The organism is Neobacillus vireti (genome assembly GCF_036962465.1).
In the GTDB taxonomy this organism is placed as follows: domain Bacteria; phylum Bacillota; class Bacilli; order Bacillales; family Cytobacillaceae; genus Neobacillus; species Neobacillus vireti_B.
In genome coordinates, this window is the sequence record NZ_JBALNF010000016.1 from 17,853 (window position 1) to 31,088 (window position 13,236).

Consider the following 13,236-nt stretch of genomic DNA (forward strand, 5'->3'; position numbering starts at 1 on the left):
ACACTTGATTTTACTAAAAAAAACCCTTTATGACAAGTAAAGGGCTACTGATTCTGTGATTCTATATATTCCTGATATCTTCGATGAACGGTGGCTTTTGAAACATTATACCCAAACCCTCTAAGGGTGGCGGCAATTTCAGCAAACGTCAAGTCATTGTCCCGCAGTCGAATAATTTGGTCGATCGGCACTTCGATTTTGTCCCTGCCGGAGGATTGTCCAAGATTCTTTAAGTTTTTTTCCGGTTGGTAGCCTTGGTCTACGGCCCGTTTCATGCCGCGTTTAATTTTTACATTATGCAGTTTCCGTTGATATTCTTCCACCATACTAACGATTTTTAATACCATTGAATCTGATTCAGACAGTTGTAATTCACCATTATGAGAAATGCTATAAAGTTGAATTCCTTCTTTTATAATACAATGCAGGAGGGCAATCTTGGCATTCCCTCTTCCCAGCCGTGTTTCATCCTGAATCAACAAGGCCTGAACTTGTGGTTCTTTTATTCTCTCTAATACCTCTAGTATTCCATCTCTTTCAAAATCATAACCACTAGCTTGTTCTTTGATAATGGTATCGATTTCGAATCCACACTGATGTGCAAGCAGGATTAATTCTTCTTCCTGACGTTTTAAAGAGGTTTCCTGTGTTTCTTTATTGGTACTGACACGGCAGTATATAATTGCTTTCATTCCATTTCCCTTCTATTCCTTTGGTGCACTTGCAAGTTGTGTTGGTTCGGAGGATTCCTTTTTACTAACTGGAATCACAATTTTTTCACCAGGATAGATTTGATCTTTGATATTTTCATTATGTTTTTTGACCCAGCTTACGAATTCTTTATGTGATAGAGAATGCTGACCTTCAAATTGGTCAGAAATCTTCCATAGTGTATCCCCTTCAGAAATAGTAACTTTTACATATTGTTCATCGGAATGATGGTTTAATGATAAGAAGATAGCAAATGTGCAGCTTAAAATAATAAGAGTAATAGCATACGAGTATTGGTTCCATATTTTTTTCATGTTTCGCACCTCTTATAAGAATATATGTTCTCTTTTGATTTGATTTCATTATAGTCCGAACGTTTGTTTGCTGTCAACTATTTTCTCGAACTTATGTTTGTATAGTATGGGGCAACATGCTATAATAAAGACAACATTAACCAGGCGAGGTGCATTTTATCATGGTAAAGATATCAAAGCGACAGCAAGATATCCTGGAGTTTATAAAGGACGAGGTTAAAAGTAAGGGATATCCTCCTTCCGTCAGGGAAATCGGTGAAGCGGTAGGGCTTGCATCCAGTTCTACTGTTCACGGTCACCTTGCGCGTTTAGAGAGTAAAGGCCTCATTAGAAGAGACCCTACTAAACCAAGAGCGATCGAAATACTAGATGCGGATGAAGCCGCACAGATTCCTAGAAACAAAGTTGTCAATGTTCCTGTTGTTGGTAAGGTAACAGCAGGTTTACCAATTACAGCCATTGAGAACGTCGAAGAGTATTTTCCACTTCCTGAAACCCTGGCTCCTGCAGATGAGCAAGTGTTTATGCTAGAAATCATGGGTGAAAGTATGATAGAGGCGGGCATTCTCGACGGAGACTATGTAATCGTCAAGCAGCAGCAGACTGCCAATAATGGAGAAATTGTTGTCGCGATGACAGAGGATGATGAAGCAACCTGTAAGAGATTCTTTAAAGAGAAAGATTACATCCGCCTGCAGCCGGAAAACTCTTCGATGGACCCTATCATTTTACGAAATGTGTCGATACTAGGGAAAGTGATTGGGGTTTATCGTCATATTCATTAAATCCAAGAGAGCTGATTTTTTAGCTCTCTATTATTTTTTGTGTGAATGATTTACCAGCTTACATAAAAAAGCCTTGGCGACGAGCGCCAAGGCTTTTTACTGTTTTTAGTATGTGCTCATGTATTGATCGCGTTCCCATTGGTGAACAACCGTACGGAACATATCCCACTCGATTTCTTTTGCTTCAACGAAGTGTTCGAAGATATGCTCTCCTAAACCAGCAACGATTACTTCATTAGCGCTTAATTGATCTAACGCTTGTGCAAGTGTTGCTGGAAGATCGATGATACCTTCTTCGATACGCTCTTCCTTACTCATTACATAGATATTGCGGTCTACTGGAGCTGGAGGAGTTAATTTATTTTTAATTCCATCTAAACCTGCTTTTAGTAAAACAGCCATTGCAAGGTATGGATTTGCTGCTGGGTCCACGCTTCGTACTTCTACACGTGTGCTAAGACCACGAGATGCAGGAATACGAATAAGTGGTGAACGGTTTCTAGCAGACCATGCTACATAACAAGGTGCTTCATAACCAGGTACTAGACGCTTATAAGAGTTTACAGTTGGGTTTGTTACTGCTGTAAAGGCAGGTGCATGCTTTAGGATACCAGCAATAAATTGACGTGCTGTATCACTCATTTCTAGGTTACCAGTTGGCTCATAGAATGCATTTTCCCCATTTTTGAATAATGAAAGGTTCATGTGCATACCAGATCCATTCACACCGAATAAAGGTTTTGGCATAAATGTTGCATGTAATCCGTGTTTACGGGCAATTGTTTTTACAACAAGCTTGAACGTTTGAATTTGGTCACAAGCTGTTAAGGCATCCGCATATTTAAAATCGATTTCGTGTTGTCCAGGAGCCACTTCGTGGTGGGAAGCTTCGATTTCAAAGCCCATTTCTTCTAGCTCAAGAACGATGTCACGACGGCAGTTTTCACCTAAGTCAGTTGGTGCTAAGTCAAAATAACCGCCTTGGTCGTTAAGTTCTAAAGTTGGTTCACCTTTTTGGTCTAATTTGAATAAAAAGAATTCTGGCTCAGGTCCAAGATTGAAGTTTGTGAATCCGAGTTCTTCCATTTCCTTCAATACTCTTCTTAAGTTATTACGTGGGTCACCTTCAAAAGGTTTTCCTTCTGGTGTATAGATATCACAGATTAATCGAGCTACTTTTCCTTTTTCAGCAGTCCAAGGGAAAATTACCCATGTGTTAAGGTCTGGATATAGAAGCATATCAGATTCTTCGATTCGAACAAATCCTTCAATTGACGAACCATCAAACATCATTTTGTTATCAAGTGCTTTTTCCAATTGGCTAATTGGAATCTCAACATTTTTAATGGTGCCAAGAATGTCGGTAAATTGAAGACGGATAAATTTTACGTTCTCCTCTTTCGCCATCCGTTGGATGTCTTCTCTTGAATACTTTGCCATTTTAATTCCCCCTATTTTCATAAAGAATGATTAACATTAATGGAAAAATCGAGACATATCGCCTTGGCGTAATGTAAATCGATTGTTTCTGCCTGTATGCATTAATTCATTGCGGAGAAGCTTTCTAAGTTGTTCATCTGTTAAGTCTTGTTTTGCTTTTTCCGTTTGTTTCTCTACTATATTTGATTGCTGCTCCTTGACCAAGAACAATTGCTTAATTCCAGCCATGTTCACACCTTGGTCAATCAAGTCTTTTATTTCTAACAGTCTATCAATATCATTTAGACTGAATAGACGTCTGTTTCCCTCGGTTCTTGCTGGAGAAATCAATTGGTGTTCTTCATAATAGCGGATTTGCCGTGCGGTTAACTCTGTTAACTGCATGACGGTTCCGATAGGAAACAATGGCATGGAACGACGAATTTCTTTTCCACTCACCAAATTTCTCCTCCCTTACTGGTAAATCATACTGCTATTATATTTCGTGTAAGAAAAGATGTCAATGTTATGTAAGATTTTCTTACATGGTTTTTAAAGAATATTTTGTACAAGATTTTTTCTAACCATTAATATGCCCGATTAAAAATCTAATAGTCCTTTTTCGATTAAGTGATCAATCGCTAAACAAATGGCCATTTTCACGTGAGCATAGGTTAATCCACCTTGAACATAGGCAACATACGGTGGTCGAAGCGGGCCATCCGCCGTTAATTCAATACTGGCTCCTTGAATAAACGTTCCTGCTGCCATGATTACATCATCCTCATAGCCTGGCATATAACTTGGATGTGGTGTGACATAGGAGTTAATTGGTGACGCGAATTGAATAGCTTGACAGAAAGAAATCATTTTATCGCGATCATCAAATTGTACGGATTGAATTAGATCCGTTCTCTTGGCATCCCATTTTGGGGAAGAATTCATTCCCAATTGTTCGAGCAAAGCAGCAGTTAAGACTGCCCCCTTTAATGCCTGGCCCACCACATGCGGCGCCAGAAAGAATCCTTGGTACATTTCTTGAAGGCTATATAGGGAAGCACCAGCCTCCGCGCCAATCCCAGGTGATGTCATTCGGTAAGAGCAAGCCTCAACCCATTGTTTTTTTCCAACGATGTACCCGCCTGTTTTCGCAAGCCCCCCGCCAGGGTTTTTAATTAACGATCCAGCCATTAAATCTGCCCCAACATGACATGGTTCTTGTTCCTCTACGAATTCACCATAACAATTATCAACAAAAACCACAAGATCAGGTTTTATTTCCTTGACAAAGGAAATCATTTGACCAATTTCCTCTACCGTGAACGATGGTCTAGTTGCATACCCTTTTGAGCGTTGAATGCCAATCATTTTGGTGTTTGGTTTTATTTTTCCGGCAACCCCATCCCAATTAATCGCCCCTTCATCTGTTAGGGCGACACTTTCGTAAGAAATCCCAAATTCCTTTAAGGAGCCAACTCCATTACCGCGAATCCCAACGATTTCTTCAAGCGTATCATATGGTTTACCGGTGATATAGAGGAGTTCATCTCCTGGTCTTAGGACACCGAATAAGGCAATAGAAATCGCATGGGTACCAGAAATAATTTGGGGGCGGACAAGCCCAGCTTCTCCACCAAACACATCAGCATATATTAATTCCAAGGTATCCCTGCCAATATCATCATAGCCATAGCCAGTAGATGGCATAAAGTGCGAATCACTGACCCGGTGCTTTTGATAGCTTTGCAAGACACGAAATTGGTTATTTTCCATTTTTTCATCTATTTCTTTATGTACTTCAGCAATTTGCTGTTCCACTTTTTTAACAAGGGGGTAAAGCTTTTCCCCATTTTGCAACTGTTGAAACATGTTGTTACTCCAATCTATATCGTGAATTTCTGTAGTTGTCCGGAGATTTGATGATCCGCGAGCGTGTACCCTTTACAACGGTAAATTTGTCCTTCCTCATCAAAAACAAGTTCCCGGAGGATGGTCTCGTTTTTCAATTGTGAAAGAAGCTTCCCTTCCGTAGAAGGAATGCGCACTTCGTAGGACTCCATCATATCCATGACAACTCTCTCGATCTGTTCCTTTAACGTATGACGATCCTTTTCATCAAAGGCACTAATGAAGACGGTAGTCGTATCCGCAGTGGGAACAAAATCGGGATGTTGAATATCTCTTTTATTATACACGGTTATTTGCGGGATATCTTTTACTTCTAGGTCATCAAGTAACTTTTTCACCGTCTTTTCATGCTGATAGTAGTCTGGATTGGACATATCGACCACATGGAGAAGCAAATCCGCTTCCTTTACTTCCTCAAGGGTTGAGCGGAATGCGGCAATCAGAGTGGTTGGCAGGTCTTGAATAAATCCTACTGTATCTGTTATTAAGGCTAAGAAGCCACTTGGTAAAATCAATTTGCGCGTCATCGGATCGAGTGTCGCAAACAACTGGTTCTCCTCATATGACTCCGCTTCTGATAACCGATTAAAAAGTGTCGATTTGCCTGCATTTGTATAACCGACGATCGCGACTTGAAAGGTCTTATTTTTCTTCCTGCGTTCCCGGTATCTGTCTCGGTGCTGAACAATAACGGAAAGCTGGCCCTTAATATCATCGATTCTGCGGCGAATATGTCGCCGATCTGATTCTAGTTTTGTTTCCCCTGGCCCTCTAGTCCCGATTCCGGCACCAAGTCTTGATAGCGCTGTACCTTGTCCTGCCAATCGGGGAAGTATGTATTGCAGCTGTGCTAGCTCAACCTGCAGCTTTCCTTCTTTTGAGCGTGCTCTTTGTGCAAATATATCTAAAATGAGTTGGGTTCGGTCAATAATCCGTGCTTCTATTTCTGAGCCCAGATTTCTTTTTTGGCTTGGTGAAAGTTCATCATTAAAGATGACGATGTCCGCCTCAAGCTCTTCCACGAGTGCCTTCAGTTCTTCTACTTTCCCTTTGCCAATATAGGTTGCGGGATGAACACGGTCTCGTTTTTGGATTACTGAAGCGATGACTTCTCCTTGAGCGGTTTCAGTTAGAGCTCCTAACTCTTCCATCGAATAGTCAAAACGTGAATCCTCATCCCCGTTTGTCTGACAGCCAACAAGAATGACCTTTTCTTTCGTTTCCTTTTGTTCCACAGGCATCCTTCCTTCCTTAACTGTTCTTATCTCTCATCATAACAAAAAAACTTTGTAATCACTAATTTTCCTCAACCTTTTAGATCATAAAATAAATGTTGTATTTTTCCCTTATCGTGATAAAATTTTATTGTTCGTTTGAGATCGGTTTTTACTATTTGCAATGTGTTTTTGTGACCTTACTACAGAGGGGAAATCAACTATGACTTGGGAAGTTTTAAGTATGATCGGAACCATTGCCTTTGCTATCAGCGGTGCAATCGTAGCAATGGAAGAGGATTATGATATATTCGGAGTTTATATTTTAGGAATTGTTACAGCTTTTGGCGGCGGCGCGATCCGAAATCTGTTAATTGGTGTACCTGTATCAGCCTTATGGGAACAGGGATTATTTTTTCAAATTGCCTTATTGTCGATTACAGCGGTGTTTTTATTTCCTGCTAACCTGTTACGGCATTGGCAAAAATGGGGCAACCTATTTGATGCCATCGGCCTGTCCGCTTTTGCGATTCAAGGTGCGATTTATGCCGAGAAAATGAACCATCCGCTAAGTGCGGTGATTGTGGCCGCAGTTTTAACAGGGATTGGCGGGGGGATTATTCGTGATCTGCTTGCCGGCAGGAAACCAATTGTGTTAAGGGCGGAAATTTATGCTGTTTGGGCTATCCTGGCTGGTCTAATGATTGGTCTTGAAATTGCTGTTGATTCATGGCAATTATATATCCTATTTGTGATCGTAACCGGCTTGCGAGTACTGTCTTATACCTATGATTGGAAGCTTCCTTCCCGACATCTTGGAGTTTCCCAAGAAATCCATAATCAAAAACAAATCGGCGGATAATGATTCCGCCGATTTTTTATATTTGTTATTAATCTTCCTCAAATATTAAATCATTACTTCGAAGGGTCATTAATTCATGTCTGTCATAGCTATTTAGCATCAACAGCCTCATTGCCTGCGCCCGAACTGATTTTTCGATTACGTTGCGGACATACCTGCCGTTTGAAAAACTATTAGGATTTAAAACTGCCTTTACCCAAATCAAATGGTCCTTTAATTTTTTCTCAGCCTCATGGCTTAGCGTATACTCTCTTTCTTTTAACATCCTGCCGGCAATATCCATCAGCTGTTCGATATTATAATCGGGAAAATCAATCACCAAGGGGAACCGCGAATGGAGACCAGGATTTAATGTTAAAAAATGATTCATTTCCCGCGAATACCCGGCTAGTATTAAAATAAACTCATGCTGCTTATCCTCCATATGTTTGACCAGTGTATCAATCGCTTCCTTGCCAAAATCCTTTTCCCCGCCACGTCCTAATGAGTAGGCTTCATCAATAAACAAGATTCCTCCTTGAGCCTTCTTTACTAAATCCCTCGTTTTTTGGGCCGTATGACCAATATACTCACCGACAAGGTCGGCCCGTTCTGCCTCAATGAGATGGCCTTTGGAGAGTACATTCATCTTTTGAAAAAGCTTGCCAATTAACCTGGCAACCGTAGTTTTTCCTGTTCCAGGATTCCCTTTAAACATCATATGGAGGGCTTGCTTTCTGGCCTTCAGCCCCATTTCCTCACGCTTCTTGTTCACATAAATCCAAGCATAAATTTCTTTAATCATGCGCTTCATTTCTTCCATGCCAACCAATGCCCCGAGCTCTTCTTCAATTTCTTTAAGTGCGGTGTGCTCTGGGGGAATGACCTTTGGAACAACTTGGAAATCGGGTACCTCTTTTCTTACTGTAGTTCTTTCATGTGAGTTGAGAACCACCCTTATTTGGCCGTTACTTTTCGTTCGAATTGGTTGATCCAAAGCTATCACCTCTCATTCTGCAGACAGTATACGTAAGGTAGCATGATTTAAGCTACTCAGAAGTGTTTTAGGTTAGGCATAATCCTTCCCTCTATGTGTATTCACAACCGTTGCAATTCATTAAAGAAGATTTCCTTTATTTTTAGAAAAAAAAGAGCCCTAGGCATGAGGGCTCCATTTTGAAACTATTTTATTGATTATCCAATTCAAGCTGGACATTGCGTTGTGGTGCAAACGTGGAAATAGCATGTTTAAATACCAATTGCTGTTTACCCTCTGATTCAAATAAAACGGTAAAATTATCAAAGCCCTTAATTTGGCCTCTTAATTGAAACCCATTTAGAAGGAACACCGTTACATTGGTGTTATCTTTACGGCACTGGTTTAAAAATTGGTCTTGAATATTAATGGTTGTTTTCATTAGTATATCCTCCTCTTTTATCTCTACTAATATGTATTCGATTTTACTTGAAGCTTTCCTTCAACATATTGTGAAATTTCCGCTATTTTTTTTGAGAAATTTTTCACATATGTCATATCAAACCATTGTACATCCATTTTGTTACGAAACCAAGTCAACTGCCTTTTTGCGTATCTCCTCGAGTTCTGTTTTAGCTGCTCAACTGCTTCCTCCCAGGTCACGCTGCCATCTAAATAATCATAAATCTCTTTATATCCGATCGCTTGAATCGACTGGCAATTACGTAAGCCTTGGTTGTATAAGGATTTTACCTCATCTAGCAGTCCTTGCTCAACCATTAAATCTACTCTTCGGTTAATGCGCTCGTAAAGCTTTTCCCGATCCATAGATAATCCAACAAGCGCTGTCTCATACATCAGATCCGGCTGCTGTTTTTTTTGAAAATCCTGCATGGTTTTACCTGTCAAATGGAATATCTCCAGTGCCCGGATCACCCTTCTTACATTATTCGGATGAATTTGTGCGGCACTTTCTGGGTCAACCGCTTGTAATTCTTTGTACAATGCTTCATTACCAATTTGCTTTGCTCGTTCCTCTAGCTCAAGCCGAAAAGCTTCATCACCAGGTACATCTGAAAATTGATAGTCATAAATGACGGACTGGATGTATAACCCTGTCCCGCCAACAATGATGGGAAGCTTTCCCCTTTTGGCAATCTCATTTATTTTAGCACGAACCAAGAGTTGAAATTCCGCAACGGAAAAATTTTCTTCCGGCTCCTTGATATCAATTAAATGGTGCGGGATACCCTGCATTTCTTCTTTCGTTATTTTTGCTGTCCCAATATCCATACCCCGATAAATCTGCATGGAGTCACCCGAGATAATCTCACCATTGTAGCGTTTGGCCATTTCGATGCTCAAATTTGTTTTTCCCACTGCGGTAGGGCCAATAATAACGATTAATTTTTGGTTGAAATCCACTATTTTCTCACTGCCTTATGCTTTTTTTCAGTAATGGAGACTATTTTTCACTGCTGCCATCACTACATGTTAACACAATTTTGAAAAGCAGTAGAACATCAAACAAGTATATACAAAAAATTTGTTTCTTATGCGTTTTTAGTTAAATGAAATTTTTATAACATCTTCCTTCAAATTATGACAAATTAATTGATAAGGTTACAAATCGATAACGGTTCTTTTACAAAAAGCTTTTAACCCCCACATTCATGTTAGGCTTAAACGTAGCTTTTAATGTATTTAAAAATTGAGGAATAGGTGAAAAAAATGCTTTCTAATTTTGATATTGGGATTGATTTAGGAACCGCTAATATATTGGTATATAGCAAAAGTAAAGGAATCGTACTTAACGAGCCATCGGTTGTGGTAATAGATACAGAGACAAAAAATGTAGTTGCAGTTGGAATCGAAGCGAAAGAGATGATCGGTAAGACACCGGAAAAAATTATCGCCATTCGTCCATTAAAAGATGGGGTTATCGCTGATTTTGATGTCACTACTGAAATGCTTAAAAACGTGATGCGAAAGGCATCCAAGAAGTTAGGTTTTGCCCTTCGCAAGCCGAATGTGGTGGTTTGCATTCCATCAGGTTCTACGAGTGTAGAGCGCAGAGCCATCCAGGATGCAGTCCGAAATGCGGGTGCAAAAAAAATCTCACTCATTGAAGAACCTGTTGCTGCAGCAATTGGGGCAGGTATGCCTGTTGATGAGCCAGTTGCCAATGTGGTCGTTGATATCGGCGGCGGGAATACGGAAGTAGCGATTATTTCCTTTGGCGGTGTAGTAGCCTGCCATTCTATTAAAATAGGCGGCGATCGTTTGGATGACGATATTATTCAACATGTCCGCAAAGTGTACAATGTATTAATTGGGGAAAGAACCGCTGAGAATATTAAAATGGAAATTGGTTATGCCCTGATTGATCATGAGGAAAAGTTTATGGATGTGCGCGGCCGCGATCTCGTAACTGGGCTGCCAAAAACGGTTCAACTATCATCCTATGAGATTCGGAATGCGATTAGAGAATCCTTGCTGCATATTATGGAGGCTATTCGTGCTACACTCGAGGATTGCCCAGCTGAGTTGAGCGGTGATATTGTCGATAGAGGCGTGATTCTGACTGGCGGCGGTTCGTTGTTAAATGGAATGGAAGCCTGGTTGAGTGAGGAAATTTTTGTTCCAGTTCAGCTGGCATCAAGTCCATTGGAATCTGTTGCTGTTGGGACTGGACAGGCTTTGCAGTTTATTAATAAGATTCATGTTGGGGTAAAATAGGATATTTTAAAAGGCTGCAGGATTTTTTCCTGCAGCCTTTTGTTATTTTGATAGTTTTGTGTTTCTTTCTAGAGACACAATTCTTTTTCATAATGACTGTGTGCTCTCTTTTTCGGAGTTCACGGGCATAATTATCTTTTATTGTGACCGGCTTCTCTCTTTTTCGGAGTCCACGGTCACAATTCTCTTTTATTGTGACCGTCCACTCTCTTTTTCGGAGTCCACGGCACAATTCCTTTTTATTGTGACCGTTCCACCTCTTTTTCGGATTCCTCGGGCACAATTCCTTTTTATTGTGACCGCTCCACTCTCTTTTTCGAAGTCCACGGGCACAATTCTTTTTTATTGTGACCCCTCCACCTTTAATAACGATCTCACGGTCACAATAGAATACTACATCACCCGTTTAAACATCTTCTCCATTTCATATATCGAATAATGGACGATAATCGGTCTGCCGTGCGGACAGGTAAACGGGTCTGATGCTTTGCGGAGATCATCAAGAAGTGCCTGGATTTCATCATTGCGCAAATGTCGGTTCGCTTTAATCGAGGCTTTACAGCTCATCATGATCGCCGCCTCTTCCCGAAGCTTCTTAATATCTACCTTTTTCATCAATAATACCTGTTCAATCATATCCTCAATAATCTGCTTCTCTTCCCCTTTCGGAAACCATTGCGGATGGGAGCGGACAATAAAACTATTTAAACCGAATTCCTCAAGGAAGACGCCGACTTTTTCAAGTTCACTAAGATTCTCAGTAATTTTGACATATTCATCGGTTGAATACTCCAAGGTAATCGGCACAAGCATTTCTTGCAGCTCGGGCTGAACCTGTCCTACTTTTTCCCGGAAATACTCATATTTCAAACGTTCCTGAGCAGCGTGCTGGTCGATAATATATAAGCCATTTTCATTCTGTGCAAATATATATGTCCCATGCATTTGACCGATTGGGTACAGACGAGGGATCCTGCTTGTGACTTCATCAGGATCAGCCGGTGCATGGTACTCCGTCTGCGGTTGAACATCACTTGGTTCGCTTTCAGGCGTTGACGCATAATCGGAATACTCCTGTTCAAACGTCTCCTCATTCGGTTCAAAAGTAGTTTCCTCCGAAACTGTAAACTCCGGTACCTTTTGCTTAACTGAAATCGAATCAAATCTTGGAACCGAAATAGGCGTCGATTCCTGAACCGTTTGAGTAATAACCGGACGCTCCCACGGAGTTTCTACCGGCTTACTTGTCAATGGCGTCCCTTCATCCAAAACGAACGCCGTTTGCTCAGATTTGGGTTCTTCTTTTTTCACGGGTGTATAGGCGGTTGGGATCAAGATTTTCGATTTAAAGGTATCCTTAATCATCGTGGTGACCAGCTCATTCAGTTCGGCTTCCTTACTGATGCGGACCTCCATTTTCGATGGATGCACATTGACATCAACTAAGAGCGGATCCATCTCAATATTAAGAAGAACAATCGGATATCGTCCGATTGGAAGCAATGTATGGTAACCTTCCTGAATCGCCCTAGCCAGAGCATAATTCTTGATAAAACGTCCATTAATCATAGTAGAAATATAGTTTCTTGAAGCCCTCGTTACTTCCGGCATCGAGGCAAAACCGCTAATCGTATAATCTAGGGATTTTCCGGAAACCGGGACAAGCTGTTTTGCAATAGCCATTCCATAAATCGCTGCCAACACTTGCCGGACGTCGCCGTTTCCGTTCGTTTGCAGCAGTTTCCGCTCGTTATGAATTAACCGAAATGCTACCTCAGGATGGGAAAGCGCCAATCGATTCACGACATCCGTAATGTTGCCAAGCTCTGTATGAATGGTTTTCATATATTTCAAACGGGCAGGCGTATTGAAAAATAAATCCGTAATCGTAAGATCGGTACCGCGTCTAGCTGATGCTTTTTCAAAAACTTCAACCTTGCCGCCCTCAATCACCACTCTGTTTCCGGCCCCTTCGCCTGTGGAGGTCTTCATCTCCAGTCTGGAAACGGAGGCAATACTCGGCAGGGCTTCGCCACGGAATCCGAGCGTCCGAATCCGGAACAAATCATTTTCATTTTTAATCTTACTGGTGGCATGGCGCTGAAAGGCAAGTAATACATCCTCTTCCTCAATCCCATAGCCGTTGTCTGTAATGCGGATTTTAGCGAGCCCGGCCTCTTCGATTTCAATTTCAATCACCGTACTGCCGGCATCAATCGCATTTTCAACCAGTTCTTTTACAACAGAGGCAGGGCGTTCGACAACCTCACCTGCCGCAATTTTATTTGATAAAATTTCATCTAATTGAATAATCTTGCCCATCAATAAA

General features: G+C 41.0%; 13 protein-coding genes. 3 read left to right on the forward strand and 10 right to left on the reverse strand.

Annotated elements, in window-relative coordinates; genetic code table 11:
* Positions 1-44: 44 nt before the first annotated feature.
* Positions 45-692: a YneB family resolvase-like protein gene (locus V7077_RS06970; protein ID WP_335499792.1), complete on the reverse strand. Its 648-nt coding sequence runs from the start codon at positions 690-692 to the stop codon at positions 45-47.
* Positions 693-704: 12 nt separating this feature from the next.
* Positions 705-1,025 carry a cell division suppressor protein YneA gene (gene yneA / locus V7077_RS06975; protein WP_335499794.1) on the reverse strand — a complete coding sequence of 107 codons (321 nt, stop codon included), beginning with the start codon at positions 1,023-1,025 and terminating at the stop codon, positions 705-707.
* Positions 1,026-1,186: 161 nt separating this feature from the next.
* On the opposite strand from yneA, the gene lexA reads away from it, so the two are divergent.
* Positions 1,187-1,810, forward strand: coding sequence for a transcriptional repressor LexA (lexA, locus tag V7077_RS06980; protein WP_335499798.1), 624 nt, complete (start codon positions 1,187-1,189; stop codon positions 1,808-1,810).
* Between the two features lie 105 nt (positions 1,811-1,915).
* On the opposite strand, the gene glnA is transcribed toward lexA, so the two are convergent.
* The 4 genes from glnA to hflX form a co-directional block, all read right to left on the reverse strand.
* Positions 1,916-3,250 (reverse strand): type I glutamate--ammonia ligase, encoded by a 1,335-nt coding sequence (gene glnA / locus V7077_RS06985; protein ID WP_335499800.1) that lies wholly within the window; start codon positions 3,248-3,250, stop codon positions 1,916-1,918.
* A gap of 36 nt (positions 3,251-3,286) precedes the next feature.
* A complete protein-coding gene (locus V7077_RS06990; RefSeq protein WP_335499803.1) occupies positions 3,287-3,688 on the reverse strand; it encodes a MerR family transcriptional regulator in 402 nt (133 codons plus the stop codon).
* Between the two features lie 141 nt (positions 3,689-3,829).
* Entirely contained in the window at positions 3,830-5,098 is a 1,269-nt protein-coding gene (locus tag V7077_RS06995; protein WP_335499804.1) for an aminotransferase class I/II-fold pyridoxal phosphate-dependent enzyme, read from the reverse strand.
* A 14-nt stretch (positions 5,099-5,112) separates the two neighbouring features.
* A complete protein-coding gene (gene hflX, locus V7077_RS07000; protein WP_420489620.1) occupies positions 5,113-6,378 on the reverse strand; it encodes a GTPase HflX in 1,266 nt (421 codons plus the stop codon).
* A 196-nt stretch (positions 6,379-6,574) separates the two neighbouring features.
* Here hflX and V7077_RS07005 point away from each other — a divergent pair, with 196 nt between their 5' ends.
* Positions 6,575-7,213: a trimeric intracellular cation channel family protein gene (locus V7077_RS07005; RefSeq protein WP_335499809.1), complete on the forward strand. Its 639-nt coding sequence runs from the start codon at positions 6,575-6,577 to the stop codon at positions 7,211-7,213.
* A 28-nt stretch (positions 7,214-7,241) separates the two neighbouring features.
* On the opposite strand, the gene spoVK is transcribed toward V7077_RS07005, so the two are convergent.
* From spoVK to miaA, 3 genes are all read right to left on the reverse strand, one after another.
* On the reverse strand, positions 7,242-8,189 hold the full coding sequence (gene spoVK, locus V7077_RS07010; RefSeq protein WP_335499811.1) for a stage V sporulation protein K: 948 nt from the start codon (positions 8,187-8,189) through the stop codon (positions 7,242-7,244).
* A gap of 190 nt (positions 8,190-8,379) precedes the next feature.
* Positions 8,380-8,610, reverse strand: a complete 231-nt coding sequence (hfq, locus tag V7077_RS07015) for an RNA chaperone Hfq (RefSeq protein WP_215040877.1) — start codon at positions 8,608-8,610, stop codon at positions 8,380-8,382.
* A 26-nt stretch (positions 8,611-8,636) separates the two neighbouring features.
* Positions 8,637-9,593 (reverse strand): tRNA (adenosine(37)-N6)-dimethylallyltransferase MiaA, encoded by a 957-nt coding sequence (gene miaA / locus V7077_RS07020; RefSeq protein ID WP_335499818.1) that lies wholly within the window; start codon positions 9,591-9,593, stop codon positions 8,637-8,639.
* Positions 9,594-9,899: 306 nt separating this feature from the next.
* Here miaA and mreBH point away from each other — a divergent pair, with 306 nt between their 5' ends.
* Complete coding sequence (mreBH, locus tag V7077_RS07025) at positions 9,900-10,907, forward strand: rod-share determining protein MreBH (RefSeq protein ID WP_335499821.1); 1,008 nt, start codon at positions 9,900-9,902, stop codon at positions 10,905-10,907.
* Positions 10,908-11,300: 393 nt separating this feature from the next.
* Here the strand turns inward: mreBH and mutL are convergent, their stop codons facing one another.
* Positions 11,301-13,229, reverse strand: a complete 1,929-nt coding sequence (gene mutL, locus V7077_RS07030; protein WP_335499824.1) for a DNA mismatch repair endonuclease MutL — start codon at positions 13,227-13,229, stop codon at positions 11,301-11,303.
* Positions 13,230-13,236 lie beyond the last annotated feature (7 nt).

What these genes read in the sequence shown, in the direction of transcription:
- V7077_RS06970 (WP_335499792.1), bottom strand. Translation starts at nt 692, where the DNA reads ATGAAAGCAATTATATACTGCCGTGTCAGTACCAATAAAGAAACACAG.
- yneA (WP_335499794.1), bottom strand. Translation starts at nt 1,025, where the DNA reads ATGAAAAAAATATGGAACCAATACTCGTATGCTATTACTCTTATTATT.
- lexA (WP_335499798.1), top strand. Translation starts at nt 1,187, where the DNA reads ATGGTAAAGATATCAAAGCGACAGCAAGATATCCTGGAGTTTATAAAG.
- glnA (WP_335499800.1), bottom strand. Translation starts at nt 3,250, where the DNA reads ATGGCAAAGTATTCAAGAGAAGACATCCAACGGATGGCGAAAGAGGAG.
- V7077_RS06995 (WP_335499804.1), bottom strand. Translation starts at nt 5,098, where the DNA reads ATGTTTCAACAGTTGCAAAATGGGGAAAAGCTTTACCCCCTTGTTAAA.
- hflX (WP_420489620.1), bottom strand. Translation starts at nt 6,378, where the DNA reads ATGCCTGTGGAACAAAAGGAAACGAAAGAAAAGGTCATTCTTGTTGGC.
- V7077_RS07005 (WP_335499809.1), top strand. Translation starts at nt 6,575, where the DNA reads ATGACTTGGGAAGTTTTAAGTATGATCGGAACCATTGCCTTTGCTATC.
- hfq (WP_215040877.1), bottom strand. Translation starts at nt 8,610, where the DNA reads ATGAAAACAACCATTAATATTCAAGACCAATTTTTAAACCAGTGCCGT.
- mreBH (WP_335499821.1), top strand. Translation starts at nt 9,900, where the DNA reads ATGCTTTCTAATTTTGATATTGGGATTGATTTAGGAACCGCTAATATA.
- mutL (WP_335499824.1), bottom strand. Translation starts at nt 13,229, where the DNA reads ATGGGCAAGATTATTCAATTAGATGAAATTTTATCAAATAAAATTGCG.